Annotated in this window: 14 protein-coding genes and 1 riboswitch; of the genes, 7 read left to right on the top strand and 7 right to left on the bottom strand. The window is 64.1% G+C overall.

Features of this window, described 5'->3' with window-relative positions; translation table 11 throughout:
- Nucleotides 1-63: 63 nt before the first annotated feature.
- Nucleotides 64-1,884 carry an ABC-F family ATP-binding cassette domain-containing protein gene (locus EN885_RS05220; RefSeq protein WP_128241732.1) on the bottom strand — a complete coding sequence of 607 codons (1,821 nt, stop codon included), beginning with the start codon at nucleotides 1,882-1,884 and terminating at the stop codon, nucleotides 64-66.
- A 1-nt stretch (nucleotide 1,885) separates the two neighbouring features.
- Nucleotides 1,886-2,530, bottom strand: coding sequence for a thiamine diphosphokinase (locus EN885_RS05215; protein WP_126104554.1), 645 nt, complete (start codon nucleotides 2,528-2,530; stop codon nucleotides 1,886-1,888).
- 102 nt (nucleotides 2,531-2,632) lie between these two features.
- A riboswitch (TPP riboswitch) is annotated at nucleotides 2,633-2,747 on the top strand.
- A gap of 43 nt (nucleotides 2,748-2,790) precedes the next feature.
- Here EN885_RS05215 and thiB point away from each other — a divergent pair.
- The 4 genes from thiB (at nucleotide 2,791) to EN885_RS05190 (ending at nucleotide 8,151) form a co-directional block, all read left to right on the top strand.
- Nucleotides 2,791-3,801, top strand: a complete 1,011-nt coding sequence (gene thiB, locus EN885_RS05210; RefSeq protein ID WP_126104555.1) for a thiamine ABC transporter substrate binding subunit — start codon at nucleotides 2,791-2,793, stop codon at nucleotides 3,799-3,801.
- A 233-nt stretch (nucleotides 3,802-4,034) separates the two neighbouring features.
- Nucleotides 4,035-5,654: a thiamine/thiamine pyrophosphate ABC transporter permease gene (thiP, locus tag EN885_RS05200; RefSeq protein ID WP_128241731.1), complete on the top strand. Its 1,620-nt coding sequence runs from the start codon at nucleotides 4,035-4,037 to the stop codon at nucleotides 5,652-5,654.
- Nucleotides 5,651-6,424, top strand: a complete 774-nt coding sequence (gene thiQ, locus EN885_RS05195) for a thiamine ABC transporter ATP-binding protein (protein ID WP_128241730.1) — start codon at nucleotides 5,651-5,653, stop codon at nucleotides 6,422-6,424. The genes thiP and thiQ overlap by 4 nt, the downstream gene beginning before the upstream one ends.
- Before the next feature lie 299 nt (nucleotides 6,425-6,723).
- Nucleotides 6,724-8,151, top strand: a complete 1,428-nt coding sequence (locus tag EN885_RS05190) for a M48 family metalloprotease (RefSeq protein ID WP_164547277.1) — start codon at nucleotides 6,724-6,726, stop codon at nucleotides 8,149-8,151.
- Between the two features lie 3 nt (nucleotides 8,152-8,154).
- Here the strand turns inward: EN885_RS05190 and EN885_RS05185 are convergent, their stop codons facing one another.
- Entirely contained in the window at nucleotides 8,155-9,018 is an 864-nt protein-coding gene (locus EN885_RS05185) for an RNA polymerase factor sigma-32 (RefSeq protein WP_095487366.1), read from the bottom strand.
- Nucleotides 9,019-9,341: 323 nt separating this feature from the next.
- Here EN885_RS05185 and EN885_RS05180 point away from each other — a divergent pair, with 323 nt between their 5' ends.
- From EN885_RS05180 to EN885_RS05170, 3 genes are all read left to right on the top strand, one after another.
- A complete protein-coding gene (locus EN885_RS05180) occupies nucleotides 9,342-10,115 on the top strand; it encodes an amino acid ABC transporter substrate-binding protein (RefSeq protein WP_095487677.1) in 774 nt (257 codons plus the stop codon).
- Nucleotides 10,116-10,277: 162 nt separating this feature from the next.
- Nucleotides 10,278-10,958: an amino acid ABC transporter permease gene (locus tag EN885_RS05175; RefSeq protein ID WP_029348816.1), complete on the top strand. Its 681-nt coding sequence runs from the start codon at nucleotides 10,278-10,280 to the stop codon at nucleotides 10,956-10,958.
- Nucleotides 10,955-11,728, top strand: a complete 774-nt coding sequence (locus EN885_RS05170) for an amino acid ABC transporter ATP-binding protein (protein ID WP_095487364.1) — start codon at nucleotides 10,955-10,957, stop codon at nucleotides 11,726-11,728. The genes EN885_RS05175 and EN885_RS05170 overlap by 4 nt, the downstream gene beginning before the upstream one ends.
- A gap of 104 nt (nucleotides 11,729-11,832) precedes the next feature.
- Here the strand turns inward: EN885_RS05170 and EN885_RS05165 are convergent, their stop codons facing one another.
- The 4 genes from EN885_RS05165 to EN885_RS05150 all read right to left on the bottom strand — a co-directional run bounded on the left by EN885_RS05165 (nucleotide 11,833) and on the right by EN885_RS05150 (nucleotide 17,084).
- Entirely contained in the window at nucleotides 11,833-12,414 is a 582-nt protein-coding gene (locus EN885_RS05165) for a CarD family transcriptional regulator (RefSeq protein WP_027152934.1), read from the bottom strand.
- A gap of 366 nt (nucleotides 12,415-12,780) precedes the next feature.
- Nucleotides 12,781-13,119 (bottom strand): ferredoxin FdxA, encoded by a 339-nt coding sequence (fdxA, locus tag EN885_RS05160; RefSeq protein ID WP_095487362.1) that lies wholly within the window; start codon nucleotides 13,117-13,119, stop codon nucleotides 12,781-12,783.
- A gap of 149 nt (nucleotides 13,120-13,268) precedes the next feature.
- Entirely contained in the window at nucleotides 13,269-13,655 is a 387-nt protein-coding gene (locus EN885_RS05155) for an RNA-binding S4 domain-containing protein (RefSeq protein WP_095487360.1), read from the bottom strand.
- A gap of 15 nt (nucleotides 13,656-13,670) precedes the next feature.
- Entirely contained in the window at nucleotides 13,671-17,084 is a 3,414-nt protein-coding gene (locus EN885_RS05150; RefSeq protein ID WP_128241729.1) for a helicase-related protein, read from the bottom strand.
- Nucleotides 17,085-17,691: the final 607 nt, after the last annotated feature.

Genomic DNA, 17,691 nt, shown 5'->3' with positions numbered 1-17,691 from the left:
GGCTTCGGCGTTCGTCGCTCCAATCTACAAATAATTGTCGATCGGCCCGCGGCCGAACGCTCCTCATCCCTCCATTTCTTCCCTTAACATTTCAAGTTCCAGCCATTCCTCCTCAAGCGCGGCCAGCGTGGCGCTTTCCTTGTCGAGGGCGGCGATGGTCTTCTGGAACGAGGCCGGATCGCGCTCGTAATAGGCCGGGTCGGCGATGTTGTCCTCCAGCCGTGAGATCGAGGCGGTCACCGCCTCGATCTTCTTGGGCAGCGATTCCAGCGCGAATTTCTGCTTGAACGACAGTTTCTTTGCCGGGCCCTTCGGCGCAGCTGCTTCGGTCCTGGCTGCCGCCGTCGCTTCGCTGGTCTCGGCCTTCGTCCGCGCCTTGCGGTCGTCCAGCCTGGTGCCGCCGCGCTGCGCCAGCATGTCGGAATAGCCGCCGGCATATTCGATCCAGCGGCCGCCGCCGTCCGGCGCGATCAGGCTGGTCACGGTGCGGTCGAGGAAATCGCGGTCGTGGCTGACCAGGATGACGGTGCCGGCAAAACCGGCGACCAGCTCCTGCAGCAGTTCCAGCGTCTCCATGTCGAGATCGTTGGTCGGCTCGTCGAGCACCAGAAGGTTTGCCGGCCGTGCCAGCACGCGGGCCAGCAACAGCCGCGCTCGCTCGCCGCCCGAAAGCTCACGCACCGGCGTGCGCGCCTGTTCCGGTTTGAACAGGAAATCCTTCATGTAGGAGACGACGTGGCGCTGCTCGCCATTGATGACAAGGTTCTCGCCGCGTCCGTCGGTGAGGTATTGCGCCAGTGTCTCTTGCGGATCGACCGCCTCGCGCTTCTGGTCGAGTGTGGCGATCTCCAGATTGGTGCCGAGCCGCACCGTGCCTGAGTCCGGTTTCAATTCGCCGGTCAGCATCTTCAAGAGCGTCGTCTTGCCGGCGCCGTTCGGCCCGACCAAGCCGACGCGGTCGCCGCGCTGAATACGGGTCGAGAAGCCCTTGACCACGGTGAGGTCGCCAAAGCTCTTCTCGATGTTCTTGGCCTCGATCACCAGCTTGCCGGATTCGGCGGCGTCGCTGGCCACCATGGTCGCCGCGCCCTCGGCGCCGCGATGGCCACGAAAGCGCTGGCGCATGGTCTGCAACTCGCCGAGCCGGCGCATGTTGCGCTTGCGTCGCGCCGTCACGCCATAACGCAGCCAGTGCTCCTCGCGCACGATCTGGCGGCCGAGCTTGTGCTGCTCGCGCTCTTCTTCTTCCAGCACCGTGTCGCGCCATTCCTCGAAATGGCCAAAACCCTTGTCGAGACGGCGGGTCTGGCCGCGGTCGAGCCAGACGGTGGCGCGTGACACGCGCTCGAGGAAGCGGCGGTCGTGCGAGATGACAATCAGCGCCGAAGAGGTGCGGGCAAGCTCCTCCTCCAGCCACTCGATGACCGACAGGTCGAGATGGTTGGTCGGCTCATCGAGGAGGAGAATGTCGGGCTCCGGCGCCATGACGCGGGCAAGGGCAGCGCGCCGCGCCTCGCCGCCGGACAGGTCGTTCGGTCGTTCCTCGCCGGACAGGCCGAGATGCTCCATCAGATAGGTGGCGCGGTAGGGGTCATCGGCGGGTCCAAGCCCCGCCTCGACATAGGCGCGGACGCTGGCGAAACCATCCATGTCTGGCATTTGCGGCAGGTAGCGCACTGTCGCCGAAGGCTGGCGGAACATCTCGCCGTCCTGCGGCTCGATCAATCCCGCAGCGATCTTGAGCAACGTCGACTTGCCCGAGCCGTTGCGGCCGACCAAAGCGATCTTGTCGCCCGCCGACGCTGTCAGTTCCGCCCCGTCGAGCAGCGGCGTGCCACCAAAAGTCAGCTTTATCCCGTCGAGATTGAGAAGTGGCGGCGCCATGTCAGCTTTCAGGTAGGGGAAAAGGATGGGCGAGCAACAGCGCGCGGCCGCTGCCCAGCGCGATTTCGAGCCGGCCCTTGACCTCGTTGGAAATGGTCAGCGATGAGCCGAACGCGACCTCGACGTGGTTCAGCGGCCATTTGGCGCCGGTAACGGTCAAGCCGGAAAGGTCGGAGAAGCCGAGGATCGAAAACAGCGTGCTGTCGGCGTAGTCGAAGCCGGTCTTTCCGGGAAGCAAGGGGATGCCTTCCTGGGCGCCGCTGGTCAAAAGCACCTCTATGCCTGCCTCGGCCAGCCGGATGCTGAGCGCGAGGTGCAGGAAGGCGTGGTCGGTGCGCTTGCCGCCGAACGCGCCGGCGAGCACGAGCCCGGTCGCGCCGCGTTCGAGCGCAGCGGCGATAGCCAGCTCGCCGTCGGTCTTGTCCTTTTCTGCCGGAAACACCTGGCGGGGCACGGCGGCCAGATCGTCCGGCAAGTCCGCCGGCACCGAATCGAAGTCGCCGACCCAGAGTTCCGGCGTCAGCTCCAGCGTCCGGGCATGGCCGATGCCAGCGTCGGCGGCGATGACACGGGAGCCTTCGACCTGGCGGTCGACCAGCGGCGTGCGGATAAGATCGCCGCCAAGCAGGATGGTGAATTTGCTCATATGCGTGGCCCTTACCAGCCCTGCTTGCGAAACGGAAGGCCGCGCTCCAGATGCCCTGCAAACTTCAGCTTGCGCAGCACTTCGGCCGGGCCTATGTGTCGAAACGCTCTAACGGGGTGCTGGACGTGATCTTCGCGGACCAGCTGAGAGGCAACCATGCCAACCCGCTGAACCTGATCCGGTTTGTACCGGCGGAGGGATTAGACGTTTCGGACAGCCCGACGCCTCAATTCCTTTCAATGTGAACGAAGGAGGCGCCGATGCGCACGTTTTCATACTCTCTTGTTTCGGCAATGCTGCTTGCCGCGTCCGTTCTCGGCACCGGGCCAGCATCCGCGCAGGAGAAACTCACCGTCTATACCTATGAGAGCTTCACCGCCGACTGGGGTCCAGGCCCCGCGGTCAAGAAGGCCTTCGAGGCGGAATGCGGCTGCACTCTCGATTTCGTTGCGGTCGCCGACGGCGTCGCGCTGCTCAATCGCGTCAGATTGGAAGGGGCCGCGACCAAGGCCGACATCGTGCTCGGCCTCGATACCAATCTGACGGTGGAAGCCAAGGCTACCGGCCTGTTTTCGCCGCATGGCCCGGTATCGGACGTCAAGGTGCCGGGCGGCTGGAGCGACGATATTTTTGTGCCGTTCGACTATGGCTATTTCGCCGTCGTCTACGACACCGAAAAGCTGAAGACCCCGCCGAAGAGCCTGAAGGAATTGGTCGAGGGCGATGCCGATGAGAAGATCGTCATCCAGGATCCGCGCACCTCGACGCCCGGTCTCGGCCTGCTGTTGTGGGTGAGATCGGTCTATGGCGACAAGGCGCCGGAAGCCTGGGCCAAGCTCAGGGCAAAGGTGCTCACCGTGACGCCGGGCTGGAGCGAGGCCTATGGCCTGTTCACCAAGGGCGAGGCGCCGATGGTGCTGTCCTACACCACGTCGCCGGCCTATCACATGGTCGCCGAAAACACCGAACGCTATCAGGCGGCGTCCTTCGAGGAGGGCGAGTACCTGCAGATCGAGGTTGCCGGCATCACCACGACTGGTGCGAAGAACCCGCTGGCGGAAAAGTTCCTGGCCTTCATGACCGGTCCGAAATTCCAGAACGTCATTCCCGAGACCAACTGGATGTTTCCTGCCGGCAAGACCGACAAGCCGCTCAACCCAGCCTTCGACAAGCTCGTCAAGCCGACCAAGGCCTTGCTGTTCAGCCCCGAAGAGGTCGCCGCCAACCGCAAGGCCTGGGTCGACGAATGGCTGGCGGTGATGAGCAAGTAGCTTCTGATTGACGATGATCACTCTACGGCGCCCCCCTCTGTCCTGCCGGACATCTCCCCCACGAGGGGGGAGATCGGCCATCATGCCGGCTTTCGCCAATCTCCGACATTGCCGGAATGAGCGGAGCGCTGAACCTGCCAATCTCCCCCCTCGTGGGGGAGATGTCCGGCAGGACAGAGGGGGGCGCGAAGGAACGCAATCCTCGCTAAGAATCTCGAATCTGGTGGTCTAGCGTGCAACGCGCGCCATCATCGGATTCCCGCGTCACAGCTGGCATTCTCGCGCTTGCGGCAATAGCACTTTTGATCGGTGGAGCGTTCGCCGGGCTCATCGTCGAAGGCGCCCGCGACCCGTCCGGCGCCGCGTCGGCCTTCGACCCCTATCTCTTCCGCGTTGTCCGTTTCACCTTATGGCAAGCGCTTCTGTCGACACTGCTGTCCGTCCTGCCGGCGCTGCTCGTTGCGCGGGCGCTGTCGCGGCATCCGTGGTTCTTTGGCCGCGGCCTGATCCTGCAGCTCTTCGCCGTGCCGCTGGCGCTGCCGGCCATCGTCGCCGCGCTCGGCATTCTGGCCCTCTATGGCCGTGCCGGCTATTTCGCCGGCCTGCTCAGCGCGATTGGCGGTCAGGGTTGGCCGGGCATATACGGCCTGTCCGGCATTCTCGTCGCCCATGTCTTCTTCAATCTGCCGCTGGCCACGCGGCTGTTCCTTGAAGCGCTGGGGACAGTGCCGGCCGACCAGTGGCGGCTGGCGAACCAGCTCGGCATGGGCGCCAGACCGGCCTTCCGGCTGATCGAATGGCCGACGCTGCGGGCGGCGCTGCCGGGCGTCGCCGGGCTTGTCTTTATGCTGTGCATCACATCCTTCACCATCGTGCTCACGCTGGGCGGCGGGCCGCGCGCGACGACACTGGAGGTCGCTATCTACCAGGCGCTGCGTTTCGATTTCGATCCTGCCCGCGCGGTGACGCTGACACTGCTGCAGATCGCGCTGACCTTCGTCGTGGTGCTGGTGTTGATGCGGCTCGGCGCCAACACCGTCGGCGATGCCAACCTGTCGGTGGCACCGCGCCGGTATCTTTCGGCAAGCGTCGGCGAGACCGTGCTGAACGCAGCATTGATCGTTCTGGCATTGCTGTTCGTCGCCGGGCCGATGGCGGCCACGGTGAAGTCGGGCCTTGGCGCCGATCTTGGCCGGCTGGCGGGCGAGAGCGCTGTGCGGCAAGCGACGCTGACCAGCGCAGTGCTCGCCTTGCTGGCGGCGCTGCTTTCGGTGGCGCTGTCGCTGTCGCTCGTCATGGGACGACGGGCACTGGCCCTGAAGCGTCGCGTCGGCGCCAAGACGCTGCTCGAGCATGCCACCGATACCGGCGCCGGCTTCGTGCTCGTCGTGCCGCCCATCGTCATCGGCGCCGGCTGGTTTCTGCTCCTGCGTACCGTCAGCGACGTCTTCGCGATCGCCCCTGTCATGGTCGTCACCGTCAACGCGGTGATGGCGATGCCGTTTGCCATCCGCGCTATTCGCCCCGGCTATGATGCGGCGAGCGAACGCCACGAACGGCTCTGTTTGCTGCTTGGCATTTCGGGCTGGAACCGGTTCCGGCTGATCGACTGGCCGTCGCTGCGGCGGCCGCTCGCCACGGGTTTCGCCTTTGCCATGGCATTGTCGCTCGGCGATCTCGGCGTCATCGCCCTGTTCGGTAGCGACTCCCTGCAGACACTGCCCTATCTCTTGCTGGCGCGCATGGGCAGCTACCGCACGATGGATGCCGCCGGCCTAGCGCTGCTGCTCGGCCTGGTCTGTCTCGCGCTTGTGCTGGCCGCGGATCGGCTGGGGCGGGGAGAAAAGACATGACGCTCAGCAGCGCTGAAAACGGCACGGCTGTGCGGCTGGAAAAGGTCTCGTTCAGCTATGGCGAAGCGCCGTTTTTATTCGATGTCGCGTTCGCCGCCTCGAAGATCACTGCGATCATGGGGCCGAGCGGCTCGGGAAAATCGACGCTCCTCAATCTGGTGGCCGGCTTTGAGACGCCACGATCGGGCCGCGTGCTGATCAGCGGCGCCGATGTCGGCGCCAAACCGCCTTCGGCGCGGCCCGTGTCAATGGTGTTCCAGGAGAACAATCTCTTCGCCCATCTTTCGGTCGAACGAAATGTCGGCCTTGGCCGCTCGCCGTCGCTCAGGCTGGCTGAGGCCGACCACGTGGCAATCGCGGGGGCACTCAAGCGCGTCGGCCTTGCCGGCAAGGAACGGCGTCTGCCGCGCGAACTCTCCGGCGGCGAGCGGCAGCGTGTCGCACTCGCCCGCGTCCTCGTGCGCGATCGGCCGGTTCTTTTGCTCGATGAGCCGTTCGCCTCGCTCGGGCCGGCCTTGCGTGACGACATGCTCGACCTGGTAGCCGGCGTCCATGCGGAGCGGCGCATGACGGTGCTGTTCGTCACCCATCAGCCGGAGGACGCCCACCGTATCGGCCAGGACATGGTGTTCCTGGACAATGGCACGGTTGCCGCGACGGGGACTGTCGCCGATTTTTTCACCAAGGCTGGACCGGAAGCATTCCGGCGTTATATCGGTGCAGGTCCGTTTGGCCAAGGATCACGAGATGTTGCCCGGAAGCGGACATAATTTACGGCCAAACCGGCTTCAGGCGATGTGGCGTTTGCTTGCCTTGGTCAAAGTAGTGTGGCTAGGTCCTCCGATACTGGTCCGGCATAGACTGTGATTTGCCACTACAGTGCCGCGTGTGCTCGTGCGCGCGAAGGATGCTGTGGCAGTTTGATTTTGCGCATGATCCTTTTCTGAAAATCGATGCCCGATTTTCGGGGTCATGTGCCGAGACCCGAAAGGAAGCTGTTCTGCCGACCGGCACCGACAGAGTGAGAAGGAAACCGCTGGCGCGCTTCCTCGCGCTGGCCGGCTTTGCCATGGCGCTGGCAAGCTGCCAGATGTTCACGCCTCCGGACGTTCAGGAATCCGGCTTCCAGCCTTCCAGCAAACCGATCACGGTCGACAATGTCGCCGCTAACAGCAAGCTCGCCGAAATGGCGAAGGCGCAGCATCCGCGTATCCTCGCCACCTATGGCGGTGAATATTCCGATCCCAAGCTCGAGCGCATGGTCGCCAAGGTCGTCGGCCGCCTGACCGTGGTGTCGGCCAACCCGACCCAGACCTACCGCATCACCATCCTCAATTCGCCCAACGTCAACGCTTTCGCATTGCCGGGCGGCTATCTCTACATCACGCGCGGCCTGTTGGCGCTGGCCAACGATTCGGCCGAGCTCGCCGCGGTGATCGCGCATGAGATGGGCCACGTCACTGCCAACCATGGCTTGCAGCGCCAGCAACTCGAGGCCGAGGAGGGGTTTGCAACCAAGGTCGTCTCGGATGTGCTCGGCGACAGCCCGACCGCCAAAGCGGCACTGATCCGCGGTAAGCTGCGGCTAGCCCAGTTCTCGCGCAATCAGGAGCTGGAGGCCGACGGCATCGGCATCAAGTCGATCGGCGAGGCGGGCTTCGATCCCTTTGCCGCCGGCCGCTTCCTGCAGTCCATGTCGGCCTACACCGATTTCCGCTCGATCAGCGGCGCCACCGACGCCAGCCTCGACTTCCTGGCGACGCACCCCAACACGCCGCAGCGCATCGATCTGGCGCAGCGCCATGCCCGCCAGTTCGGCGCGCCTGGCGTCGGGACGCGCGACCGTGACCCCTTCCTCGCCGGTATAGACGGCCTGCTCTATGGCGACACGCCGGAGGAAGGCTATGTGCGTGGCGAAACCTTCCTGCATCCGGGGCTCGGCGTGTCGTTTTCGGTGCCCGGCGGCTTCATCATCGACAACTCGGCTGCGGCGGTGACGGCAACCGGACCCGGCGACATAGCGATCCGCTTCGACGGCGTTTCGATCGACAAGAGCCGCCCGCTGACCGACTACATCCGCAGCGGTTGGGTGGCTGGTCTCGACGAAAGCAGCGTGCGCCAGGAAACGATCAACGGCAACGAGGCGGCGACGGCGCATGCCAGCGCCGAGGGCTGGCAGTTCGACATCGCGGTGATCCGCGCCGGCGGTCAGGTCTACCGACTGTTGACGGCAGCCCCCTCCGCCAGCACCTCGCTGGACGCCGTGGCGCGCTCGGTCAGCGGCTCGTTCCGTATCTTGAGCGCGGCCGAGAAAGCGGCGCTGAAGCCGCTGCATATCCGCGTCGTCACGGTGCAGCCCGGACAGACCATGGGCTCGCTCGCCGCGCAGATGGTCGGCGTCGACCGCAAGCTCGACCTGTTCAGGGTGCTCAATGCGATGTCGCCCGGTGCTGCCGTTTCGGCCGGTGATAAAGTCAAGATCATCACCGACAGATGAGGTTCAGGCGGCTGTCGCCAGAAACTCGGGGTTTTGCTTCACCAGCGCTATCTTGAGCTTTTCCATGGCGCGTGCCTCGATCTGGCGGACGCGCTCCTTGGAGATGCCGAGCGCCTCGCCGAGCGCTTCGAGCGTCGCGCCCTCGTCGCTCAGCCGGCGCTCCTCGATGATCCTGAGCTCGCGGGCGTTGAGCGCGCCGAGCGCCGTTTTCAGCCAGACAGAGCGGCGTTCGACATCGATCGTGTCACCCACGACCTCGTCCGGCAGAGGATCGTCAGAAACCAGGAAATCCATCCGCTCGGTGGCGCCCGCATCGTCGGCGAGCGGCTGGTTGAGTGAGCTGTCCGGTGCCGAAAGGCGGGAATCCATCATCGCCACGTCGGCCTCGGAGACGCCGAGCGCCACCGACACCTCGCGATAGAGCGAGGTATTCGAGATCGGCTCGGCGCCGTTTGCCAAGCGGGCGCGCAGGCGCCGCAGATTAAAGAACAACGCCTTTTGCGCCGAACTGGTGCCGCCACGCACGATCGACCAGTTGCGCAGGATGTAGTCCTGCATCGAGGCGCGGATCCACCATGTCGCATAGGTCGAAAACCGTACCTCGCGCTCCGGTTCGAAGCGGGCCGCTGCCTCCAGCAGGCCAACATGGCCTTCCTGGACCAGGTCGCCGAGCGGCAGGCCATAGTGGCGGAACTTCGAGGCCATGGAAATGACCAGCCGCATATGTGCCATGGCGATTTGGTGCAGCGCCTGCTGGTCGTTGTCTTCCTTCCAGCGCAGCGCGAGAAGATGCTCCTCGTCGCGCTCGAGATAGGGGGCTTTCATCGCCGCGCGGACCATGGTTCGCCCTGCCGTATCTTCCATCATGCCACGCTCCCTGTTCCGGGCGTTGTGGTGCGACCCTGAGCTGGCATCGTGGTTGAATTGGCGACGCCGCGCCCTACAACAGCCAAGAACGTGCCACGCGGGTGAATGGTTCCGCCGCTGAGGTCGCGTGGATTGCACTGTCCGAAAGCTCGTTGCGGCGGTCGCTACGCGGTCGGTTGGCGTGACTCGATGTGGGCTTGAGAATTGGATTTCGAAATCATATCATTTTTGAAATCTTATTCCTTATTTTGCGAGCCTGCATCTGTCAGTTTCCGGCGCTCACAAATGCGCCGGACACCGGCCAAGGACGGGATCACAGAAAAATGAAATGGCTCAAATCGCTTATCGTCGCCGCAACATTGCAGGTTCTGGCCGTCACATCAGGCCATGCCGGCGCTAATCTCGATCAGATCAAGCAGGCCGGTGTCTTCAAGGTCGGCACGGAAGGCACCTATGCCCCCTTCACCTATCATGATGCCTCGGGTGCGTTGGTCGGCTTCGACGTCGAGATCGCCCAGGCGATCGCCAAGCGCCTCGGCGTCAAGGCCGAATTCCTCGAAGGCAAATGGGACGGGCTGATCGCCGGCCTAGACGCCAAGCGTTATGACGCAGTCATCAACCAGGTCGGCATCACCGAGGCGCGCAAGGCCAAGTATGATTTCTCCGATCCCTACATCGCTTCCAAGGCGGTGCTGATCGTGCGCGGCGACAATACCGACATCAAGAGCTTTGCCGACCTTAGGGGTAAGAAGGCAGCGCAGTCGCTGACCTCGAATTTCGGCAAGCTCGCCGAAACGAACGGCGCCGAGCTCGTCGGCACCGACGGTTTCGACCAGTCGATCCAGCTGCTTCTTACCGGCCGCGCCGACGCCACCATCAACGACAGCCTGTCCTTCCTCGATTTCAAGAAGCACAAGCCCGACGCCGATGTGAAGATCGCCGCGCAGGAAGAAAACGCCGACTATTCCGGCGTCATCGTGCGCAAGGGCGATCCGGAACTGGTCGCCGCCATCAATCAGGCGTTGGCCGACATCAAGGCCGACGGGACCTACCAGAAAATCGCCGACACCTATTTCGGCCAGGACGTTTCGAAGTAAGCGCATTTCACGGAGCGGGCCGGGTTTTCCGGCCCGCATGGCAAGTATCGCGGCGAGCCGTCTTTGACGGCCGCCGCTTTTCGCGTGATATGACGATCGTATGGTCGCGCCTCGATGCTGCCGGGCCGGTTTTTGGGCGGCAATCTCGCAAGGAGGGTTTTCGTGCCGCACTGGCTGCAATTGATGCTGGACTCGTTGCCCACGCTGCTATGGGCCGCGCTGATCTTCACCGTCCCGCTGACGCTGCTGTCGTTCGCATTCGGCCTCTTCGTCGGACTGGTCGCGGCGCTGGTCCGGCTGTTCGGCCCGAAGCCGCTGGTCGCGGTGGTTCGCTTCTACGTCTGGATCTTCCGTGGCACGCCACTTCTGGTGCAGCTCTTCCTGATCTTCTACGGACTGCCTTCGGTCGGCATCCTGCTCGACGCTTTTTCAGCCGCGTTGATCGGCTTCACGCTCAACATCGGCGCCTATACGTCGGAAATCATCCGCGCCGTCATAGGCTCGGTGCCGAAGGGGCAGTGGGAGGCGGCCTATTCGATCGGCATGACCTGGAGCCAGGCGATGCGGCGCACCATACTGCCGCAAGCCGGCCGCGTCGCGGTGCCGCCGCTATCCAACACCTTCATCTCGCTGGTCAAGGATACATCGCTGGCCGCCGCCATCACCGTGCCGGAGATGTTCCAGGCGGCGCAGCGCATCGTCGCCACCACCTATGAGCCGCTGATCCTCTATATCGAGGCGGCGGCTCTCTATCTGGCGCTGAGCTCCGTGCTGTCGGCATTGCAGACGCGCTTGGAAAAGCGGCTCAACCGCTATGGCGGCTTCCTGGAGGCGCGCTCATGATCGGCCTCACCGACATCGAGAAGCGCTTTGGCGACAACCTCGTGCTGAAGGGCGTGACCGTCACCATCGAGGAAGGCAGCGTCACCGCCCTTGTCGGTCCCTCGGGCGGCGGGAAAAGCACGCTGCTGCGCTGCATCAACCTGCTCGAGATCCCGACTTCGGGCACGGTGCGCATCGGCGACGACGCGCTCGAATTCCAACCGGGCGGCAAAGTTCCCGGCAGGGCCATCCAGCGCCTGCGGTTGCAGACGGGCATGGTGTTCCAGAATTTCCAGCTGTTTCCGCACCGCACGGCGATCGAAAATGTCATGGAGGGGCTGGTGACGGTGCTGAAATGGCCGACGGCGAGGGCGCGCGAGCGGGCGCTCGCCCTGCTCGAAAAGGTCGGCATGGCGCACAAGGCCGATGCCTGGCCGGCGACCCTGTCAGGCGGCCAGCAGCAACGCGTGGCGATTGCCCGGGCGCTGGCGCCGTCGCCGAAGGTGCTGCTGTGCGACGAGCCGACCTCAGCGCTCGACCCGGAATTGGCGCAGGAAGTGGTCGACGTGCTCAGCCAGCTCGCCCGCGAGGGCACCACCATGGTGATGGCGACGCATGATCTGCGCCTCGCCTCCAAGATCGCGCAGGAGGTGGTGTTCCTCGACGCCGGCGCCATCGTCGAGAAAGGCCCCGCCGCTGTTCTGTTCAGCAATCCGGAGCGCCAGCGAACCAAGCGGTTCATCGCGACGCTGAGGCAGGAGGCGGAGAAGGAAGGCGGCGGCGAAGATTAATGCATGCTGCCCCAAAAGGGCGTAGCGGTTTTGGCATAACGACATGCAAAAAACAAAAAACCCGGCGCGAGGCCGGGTTTTTCTGAATTCTAAGGCGAAAGCGCTCAGGCAGCTTCTTCCTGCTCGGCTTCTTCGTTGTCGGCCTTGGCGCCGCGCTTCGGACCCTTGTTGAGGTTCACCTCGATGAGGCGCACCGCTTCGGTTTCCGACATGCGGTTGACGGCCGCGATCTCTCGCGCCATGCGGTCGAGTGCCGCCTCATAAAGCTGGCGCTCGGAATAGGACTGCTCCGGCTGGTTGTCGGCGCGGTAGAGGTCGCGCACCACTTCCGAGATCGAGATCAGGTCGCCGGAATTGATCTTCGCGTCATATTCCTGGGCGCGGCGCGACCACATGGTGCGCTTGACGCGGGCGCGGCCCTGCACAACTTTCAGCGCGCGATCGACATAATCTTCTTCCGACAGCTTGCGCATGCCGATGGAGGTCGCCTTCGCAACCGGCACCTTCAGGCGCATCTTGTCCTTCTGGAAGTCGATGACGAACAGTTCCAGCTTGTGGCCCGCAACTTCCTGCTCGTCGATCGAGACGATCTGGCCGACGCCATGCGCCGGATAGACGATGTACTCGCCGGTCTTAAAACCGTGACGCGCTGCGCTGGACTTCTTCTGCGGGGTGATAGTTGCCATTACGCCATGAACTCCTTGGTGTGGTACCGGCATTCTGCCGGCCGAACTCGCGCGATCGGGTAACCGATCGTTAGCCGCGCAACGATGAACCCACCGGAAAAGCCGAGGCCGGCAAACCGCATAATTGCGATCGCCTGCCCCAGATCACTCTGGTCCGGATTGAGAAATTCACCTTTCAGTGATTTGGGGCGTTTGCGCCATAAATCGACGTTGTGTCACCGGCATGTTTGGTTGATGTAGCACAAAAAGTCGGAAGAATCAAGGTTTTGCTGCACGCGCGAAGGCCATGCGCCATCGCCGCCTGTCAAGGCGGTTAATGTGCCGTGCCTATTACGCGGCGTTATGCTGGCTGACTCAGCGGTCTTGTCAGTCGCCTTCGCCGGGCTCGGCGGAGAAATATTTCTCGAACTTGCCGGCCTCGCCATCGAAGGATTTGGCGTCGGCCGGCGGCTCCTTCTTGGCGGTGATGTTGGGCCATTTATCAGCATATTCGGTGTTGATCTGCAGCCATTTGTCGAGACCCGGCTCGGTATCCGGCTTGATCGCGTCGGCCGGGCATTCGGGTTCGCAGACGCCACAGTCGATGCACTCGTCGGGATGGATGACGAGCATGTTCTCGCCTTCGTAGAAACAGTCGACCGGACAGACCTCGATGCAGTCCATGTATTTGCATTTTATGCAATTGTCGGTCACGACATAGGTCATCAGTCGGCTCCGGGACGTCCCGTTTTTGTTGGGCTTTTTTGGTCAGGTAACGCCTTTACCCGCTGCTTGCAAGGGCAGCCATTGCCGCGCGACACCGATGTTCCGGAATGGAATTCCAGAGGGGCGATGCGGCTAAGCCCGGTTATGCGTCAGTCGTCGTCGAACAACCGGTCGGTATCCCGGCGTTCCTTCTTGGTCGGGCGGCCGCTGCCGGCATCGCGCAGCGCGGGAATCGCATCCGGAACGGCCTCGCCTTTTGGCACCGGCGGTGGCGACATATCCTCGTAAAGCAGGCGCGCTTCCTCGGCCGGGCCGCGCCGGCTCCCCGTGCCGAGCACCTTCCAGATGAAGATGCGTCGCTCAAGAGTGATGGTCAGGACGTCGCCGACCCGAACCATATCGGAGGCCTGCGCTGCTTTGTCGCGATTGATGCGGACGCGTCCGGCCACCACCAGCTTCGCGGCAAGCGATCGCGATTTCACCGCACGCGAAAAGAACAGCCATTTGTCGATGCGCTGGCGGGCATCAGTGACCATCGGAGCGAGCGGGGCTTACTTCTTCAGCTGGTCGCGCAACGCGGCGAGCTTGGCGAATGGAGAATCCGGGTCGAAGCGCACAGGACGCTCCTCGCGAGGCTTAGGCTGGAACGCGGGCTTTCCACCTGGCGCGCCACCCTTGCCGTCCTGCCTGCCGCCCTTCCAGTCAGGCCGGCTTTCGCGACGATCGGAACGCTCGCCCTGCGGCTTGCCGTCGCGCCGCTCTCCCGCCTCGCCCTGGGGCTTGGGCTTGAATTTGCTGCGGTCGAAGCGCGGCTTGCCGGCGCCGTCGCGGCGTCCTTCATGGGTGGGCCGGCTGCCTGGAGCGCCGGCCGGTTGTCCGCCGGTGGCATCTGCGGGCGCGTCGCCACGGCCGTCGCGCGCGGCTTGCCCGTTGCGCGGGCGATTGTCCCGTGAATTGTCACGGGGCCGGTTGTCATGGTGGCGGTGGCGCGGGCGCTGGTCGAAGCGGCCCTGCCGCCACAACAGAATGGGTTTTGGTTCCTCGGCCTCTGGAACAGCCTCGCCAGTGGCGGCTTCCGCCGCCGCGGCAGGCTCGGCCGAAACTGCTTCCGTTGCAGGCGAGGTTTCGGAAGCCGGCTCTGCCGGTGCGACCTCAACCTCGGCGGCTTCGGGTTCTGCCTCTGGCTGAGCCGCTGATACCGCAGGCACTTCAGCTGCGGTTTCCGCTGCAGGCAGCTCCTCTTCCGTGACCTCAGCCGGAGTTTCCAGCTGAGGTTCCGCGACAGGCTCCGCTTCGGTTGCGGGTTCCGCGGGAACTTCGGCTGTGGCCTCTGCCGCGGTAGCCGCTTCCGATTCCGAACTCTCGGCCGGCGCCTCGGCGGCTGTGTCCGCAATCGCGGCTTCCACTGCCTTGGCCTGCTCGGCTTGTTCTTGCGCCGCCTGCTTAGCCGCGGCGGCTTCACGCGCGGCATTGTCCTGTGCCTCGAGCCGCGCCTTCACCTCGGCCACCGGCTTCGGCTCGGCGCGATAGCCGAGACCTTTCAAAATCTCTTCCATGTCGTCGGCAGTGGCGCCGAGGATCGACATCATCGGCGGCGTCACCATGAAGGACTGACCGTCATAGGCGCCCTCGGGCCGCTGACCGAGGCCCGGCTTCCAGTTGGTTGCCGGCCGAATCAGATCGGCCAGCCGTTCAAGGATGTCGACGCGCACCGCGCGACGGCCGAGATTGCGGTAGCCGGCCAGCTTGTAGAAGGTCTTGTCGAAGGTGGGATCGATGACCACCGAGGTGCGGCCGGAGGCCAGCGCGTGAACCACGTCGCCAAAGCCGGGCTTGTCCTTGCCGTCGTTCCTCAGGGCCCATAACAGCGTCACCAGTCCGGCCGGGGCCGGCTTGATCAGCGCAGGCACGAAGACGTGGTAGGCGCCGAAGCGCACGCCGAGCCGGCGAAGGGCGGCGCGGCCTTCCTGGTCGAGCGACTTCATCTCCTCGGCGATGTCGCGGCGGTTGATGAGGCCGAAATGCTCGACGAGCTGGAAGGCGATGCCGCGGCCGATGCCGGTGATCTGCTCGGCGTTCTTGAGGTCGACCAGCGGCTTCAGCAAGGACTCGATCTGAAAATTGACGAAGCGCTCGGCGCGCGCCGCGACCTTGTCGCGGGCTGGACCGGTGAGCTGCTCGTCGGCCAGCAGCACAAGGCGCGGCTTCAGCGGCTCGTCGCCTGCGACCAGCGTGCCGATCGGCGCGCCGATCCAGCGCAGCGTGCCGTCGGAGCCGAGCGCGATGTCGCCGTTGGCCGAGGCGCCGAAGCGCTCGGCCCGCGCCTCGAATTCGGCTGCAAGCGCCTTTTGGGCTGCCGTGCGCACCGCCTTGGCGTCCTCGCCGCCGGCGCTCTGGTCGGCGGTGAAGCGGAACCCCTGCAGCTCGCCGACATGGTGGCCTTCGACGAGGACGGTTCCGGTTGGGCTAATTTCGGCTTCAGGCATGGTATTTTCTCTAAGGCGCCGCATGAGGACGGAAGTCCTGCGGTCTACGAAGCGTTTCGTCAACCGCTCATGCAGCGCATCCGACAATCTGTCTTCGATTTCGCGCGTCTTTTCCTGCCAGTGTGCCTGATCGGCCAGCCAGCCGGGCCGGTTGGAGACGAAAGTCCAGGTGCGGATCTGGGCAATCCGGTGCGACAGCGTGTCGATGTCGCCCTCGGTGGTGTCGGCACGGCGGACCTGCTCTGCCATGTAATTCTCGTCGACATGGCCATGCCTGGCAAGGTCCGTGTAGATCGAGGCGATCAGGTCGGCATGCTGGGCCGGCGCGATCTTCCTGTAGTCGGGGAGGGCACAGGCCTCCCACAGCAGCGCCACGCGCCTGGCGTCGGTGGCAAGCGCCCGGATGTCCTCGTCGCGGGACAAATGCTCGAGCGCCTGTGCATCCACTGCCGGCAGCGCACGGGTCAGGCCTTCGACCGGTGCGTTGGTCTCGATGGAGCGCTTCAGCGCATCGAGGCTGGCGAAGTCGAAATGCGCGGTGCGCCATTGCAGCACCTTCACCGGGTCGAACTCATGCCCTTCGATCTTCTTGACCAGATCTTCGTCGAGCGGATCGACCTGGCCGGTGACGCCGAAGGTGCCGTCGCGCAAGTGCCGGCCAGCGCGGCCGGCGATCTGGCCGAGCTCGGCCGCCGTCAGGTTGCGATACTGGTAGCCATCGAATTTACGGTTCTGGGCGAAGGCGACATGATCGAGATCGAGGTTTAGGCCCATGCCGATCGCATCGGTGGCGATCAGGTAATCGACATCACCTGACTGGAACAGCGCCACCTGCGCGTTGCGAGTGCGCGGCGATAGCGCGCCGAGCACGACGGCCGCACCGCCCTGCTGGCGGCGGATCAGTTCGGCGATGGCGTAGACCTCGTCGGCGGAAAAGGCGACGATCGCCGTGCGCCGCGGCAGGCGGGTCAGCTTCTTCGAGCCGGCATAGGCGAGATGCGACAGCCGTGGCCGAGTCACCACCGACACGCCCTTCAGCAGACGCTGGAGGATGCCGTGCATGGTGGCCGCGCCCAGCAGCAGCGTCTCCTGACGGCCGCGCAGATGCAGGATGCGGTCGGTGAAGATGTGGCCGCGCTCGAGATCGCCGGCCAGCTGGACCTCGTCGATGGCGACGAAGGCGGCGTCGGTCTGGCGCGGCATAGCTTCCACCGTGCAGACCGAATATCTGGCGCCGTCGGGCTGGATCATCTCCTCGCCGGTGATGAGCGCCACCTTGTGAGCGCCGACCTTCTCGCAGACGCGTGTATAAACCTCGCGAGCGAGCAGCCTGAGCGGCAGGCCGATAATGCCGCTTTCATGCGCCACCATGCGCTCGATGGCGAGATGGGTCTTACCGGTATTGGTCGGCCCGAGCACGGCAGTCACGTCGCGGCCCGACAGGATCAGCGGCTCAGTGTGTTTCGACTGGATGTTCATCGACCTGGAAATAAGGCTCTCTGCCTCGCGTTGTCGGGAGCGCGCCCCATGGTGGCGCGTGTGACAAGCGACACATAGGGATTTCGGGCGCGAAGCGAAAGCGGAATGTTCCAACGGCAGCTCGAAGGCTCCCGTCTGGTGTTGTCAACCGGTCCTGATTTAACAGTTGGAACGAGTCTGGAACGAATCAGCTACGAATCGCTGACTCTTGCTGATTCAGGTTTTGTTCACGGCTATATCTGGGTTTTTTGCCGGCGAGTCTCACCACATGCTGAATCGCTGAACTGGCCCGATTCATGCAGGGCGGACGTCGTCGTTAACATTTGCCGGTGAACGATCGGCGCAGGCCGGCAGGCGTCACCCAACATTATGAAATTATTGATCTTTCCTAACGCGCCTTAACGGTTCGAGGGGTGTTTTCAGCCTTTGTCGTTAACCTTCCGGTCAAAGCCGGAACGAAACGGCGACGAATCAGCGCTGGCGGAAGTTTCCCCGTTTGTTCACCCCAACATGTTGTGTTGTGAACAGGTTTTCCACCGAGAATCCACAGGCGGGAACAGGGGTTTGCACAGGCTGCGCGACCCCCGCTAACCTTTTCGGGCCGCTT

Source organism: Mesorhizobium sp. M6A.T.Cr.TU.014.01.1.1, assembly GCF_004022765.1.
In the GTDB taxonomy this organism is placed as follows: Bacteria; Pseudomonadota; Alphaproteobacteria; order Rhizobiales; family Rhizobiaceae; genus Mesorhizobium; species Mesorhizobium mediterraneum.
This window is presented reverse-complemented; position numbering and strand designations above follow the sequence as displayed.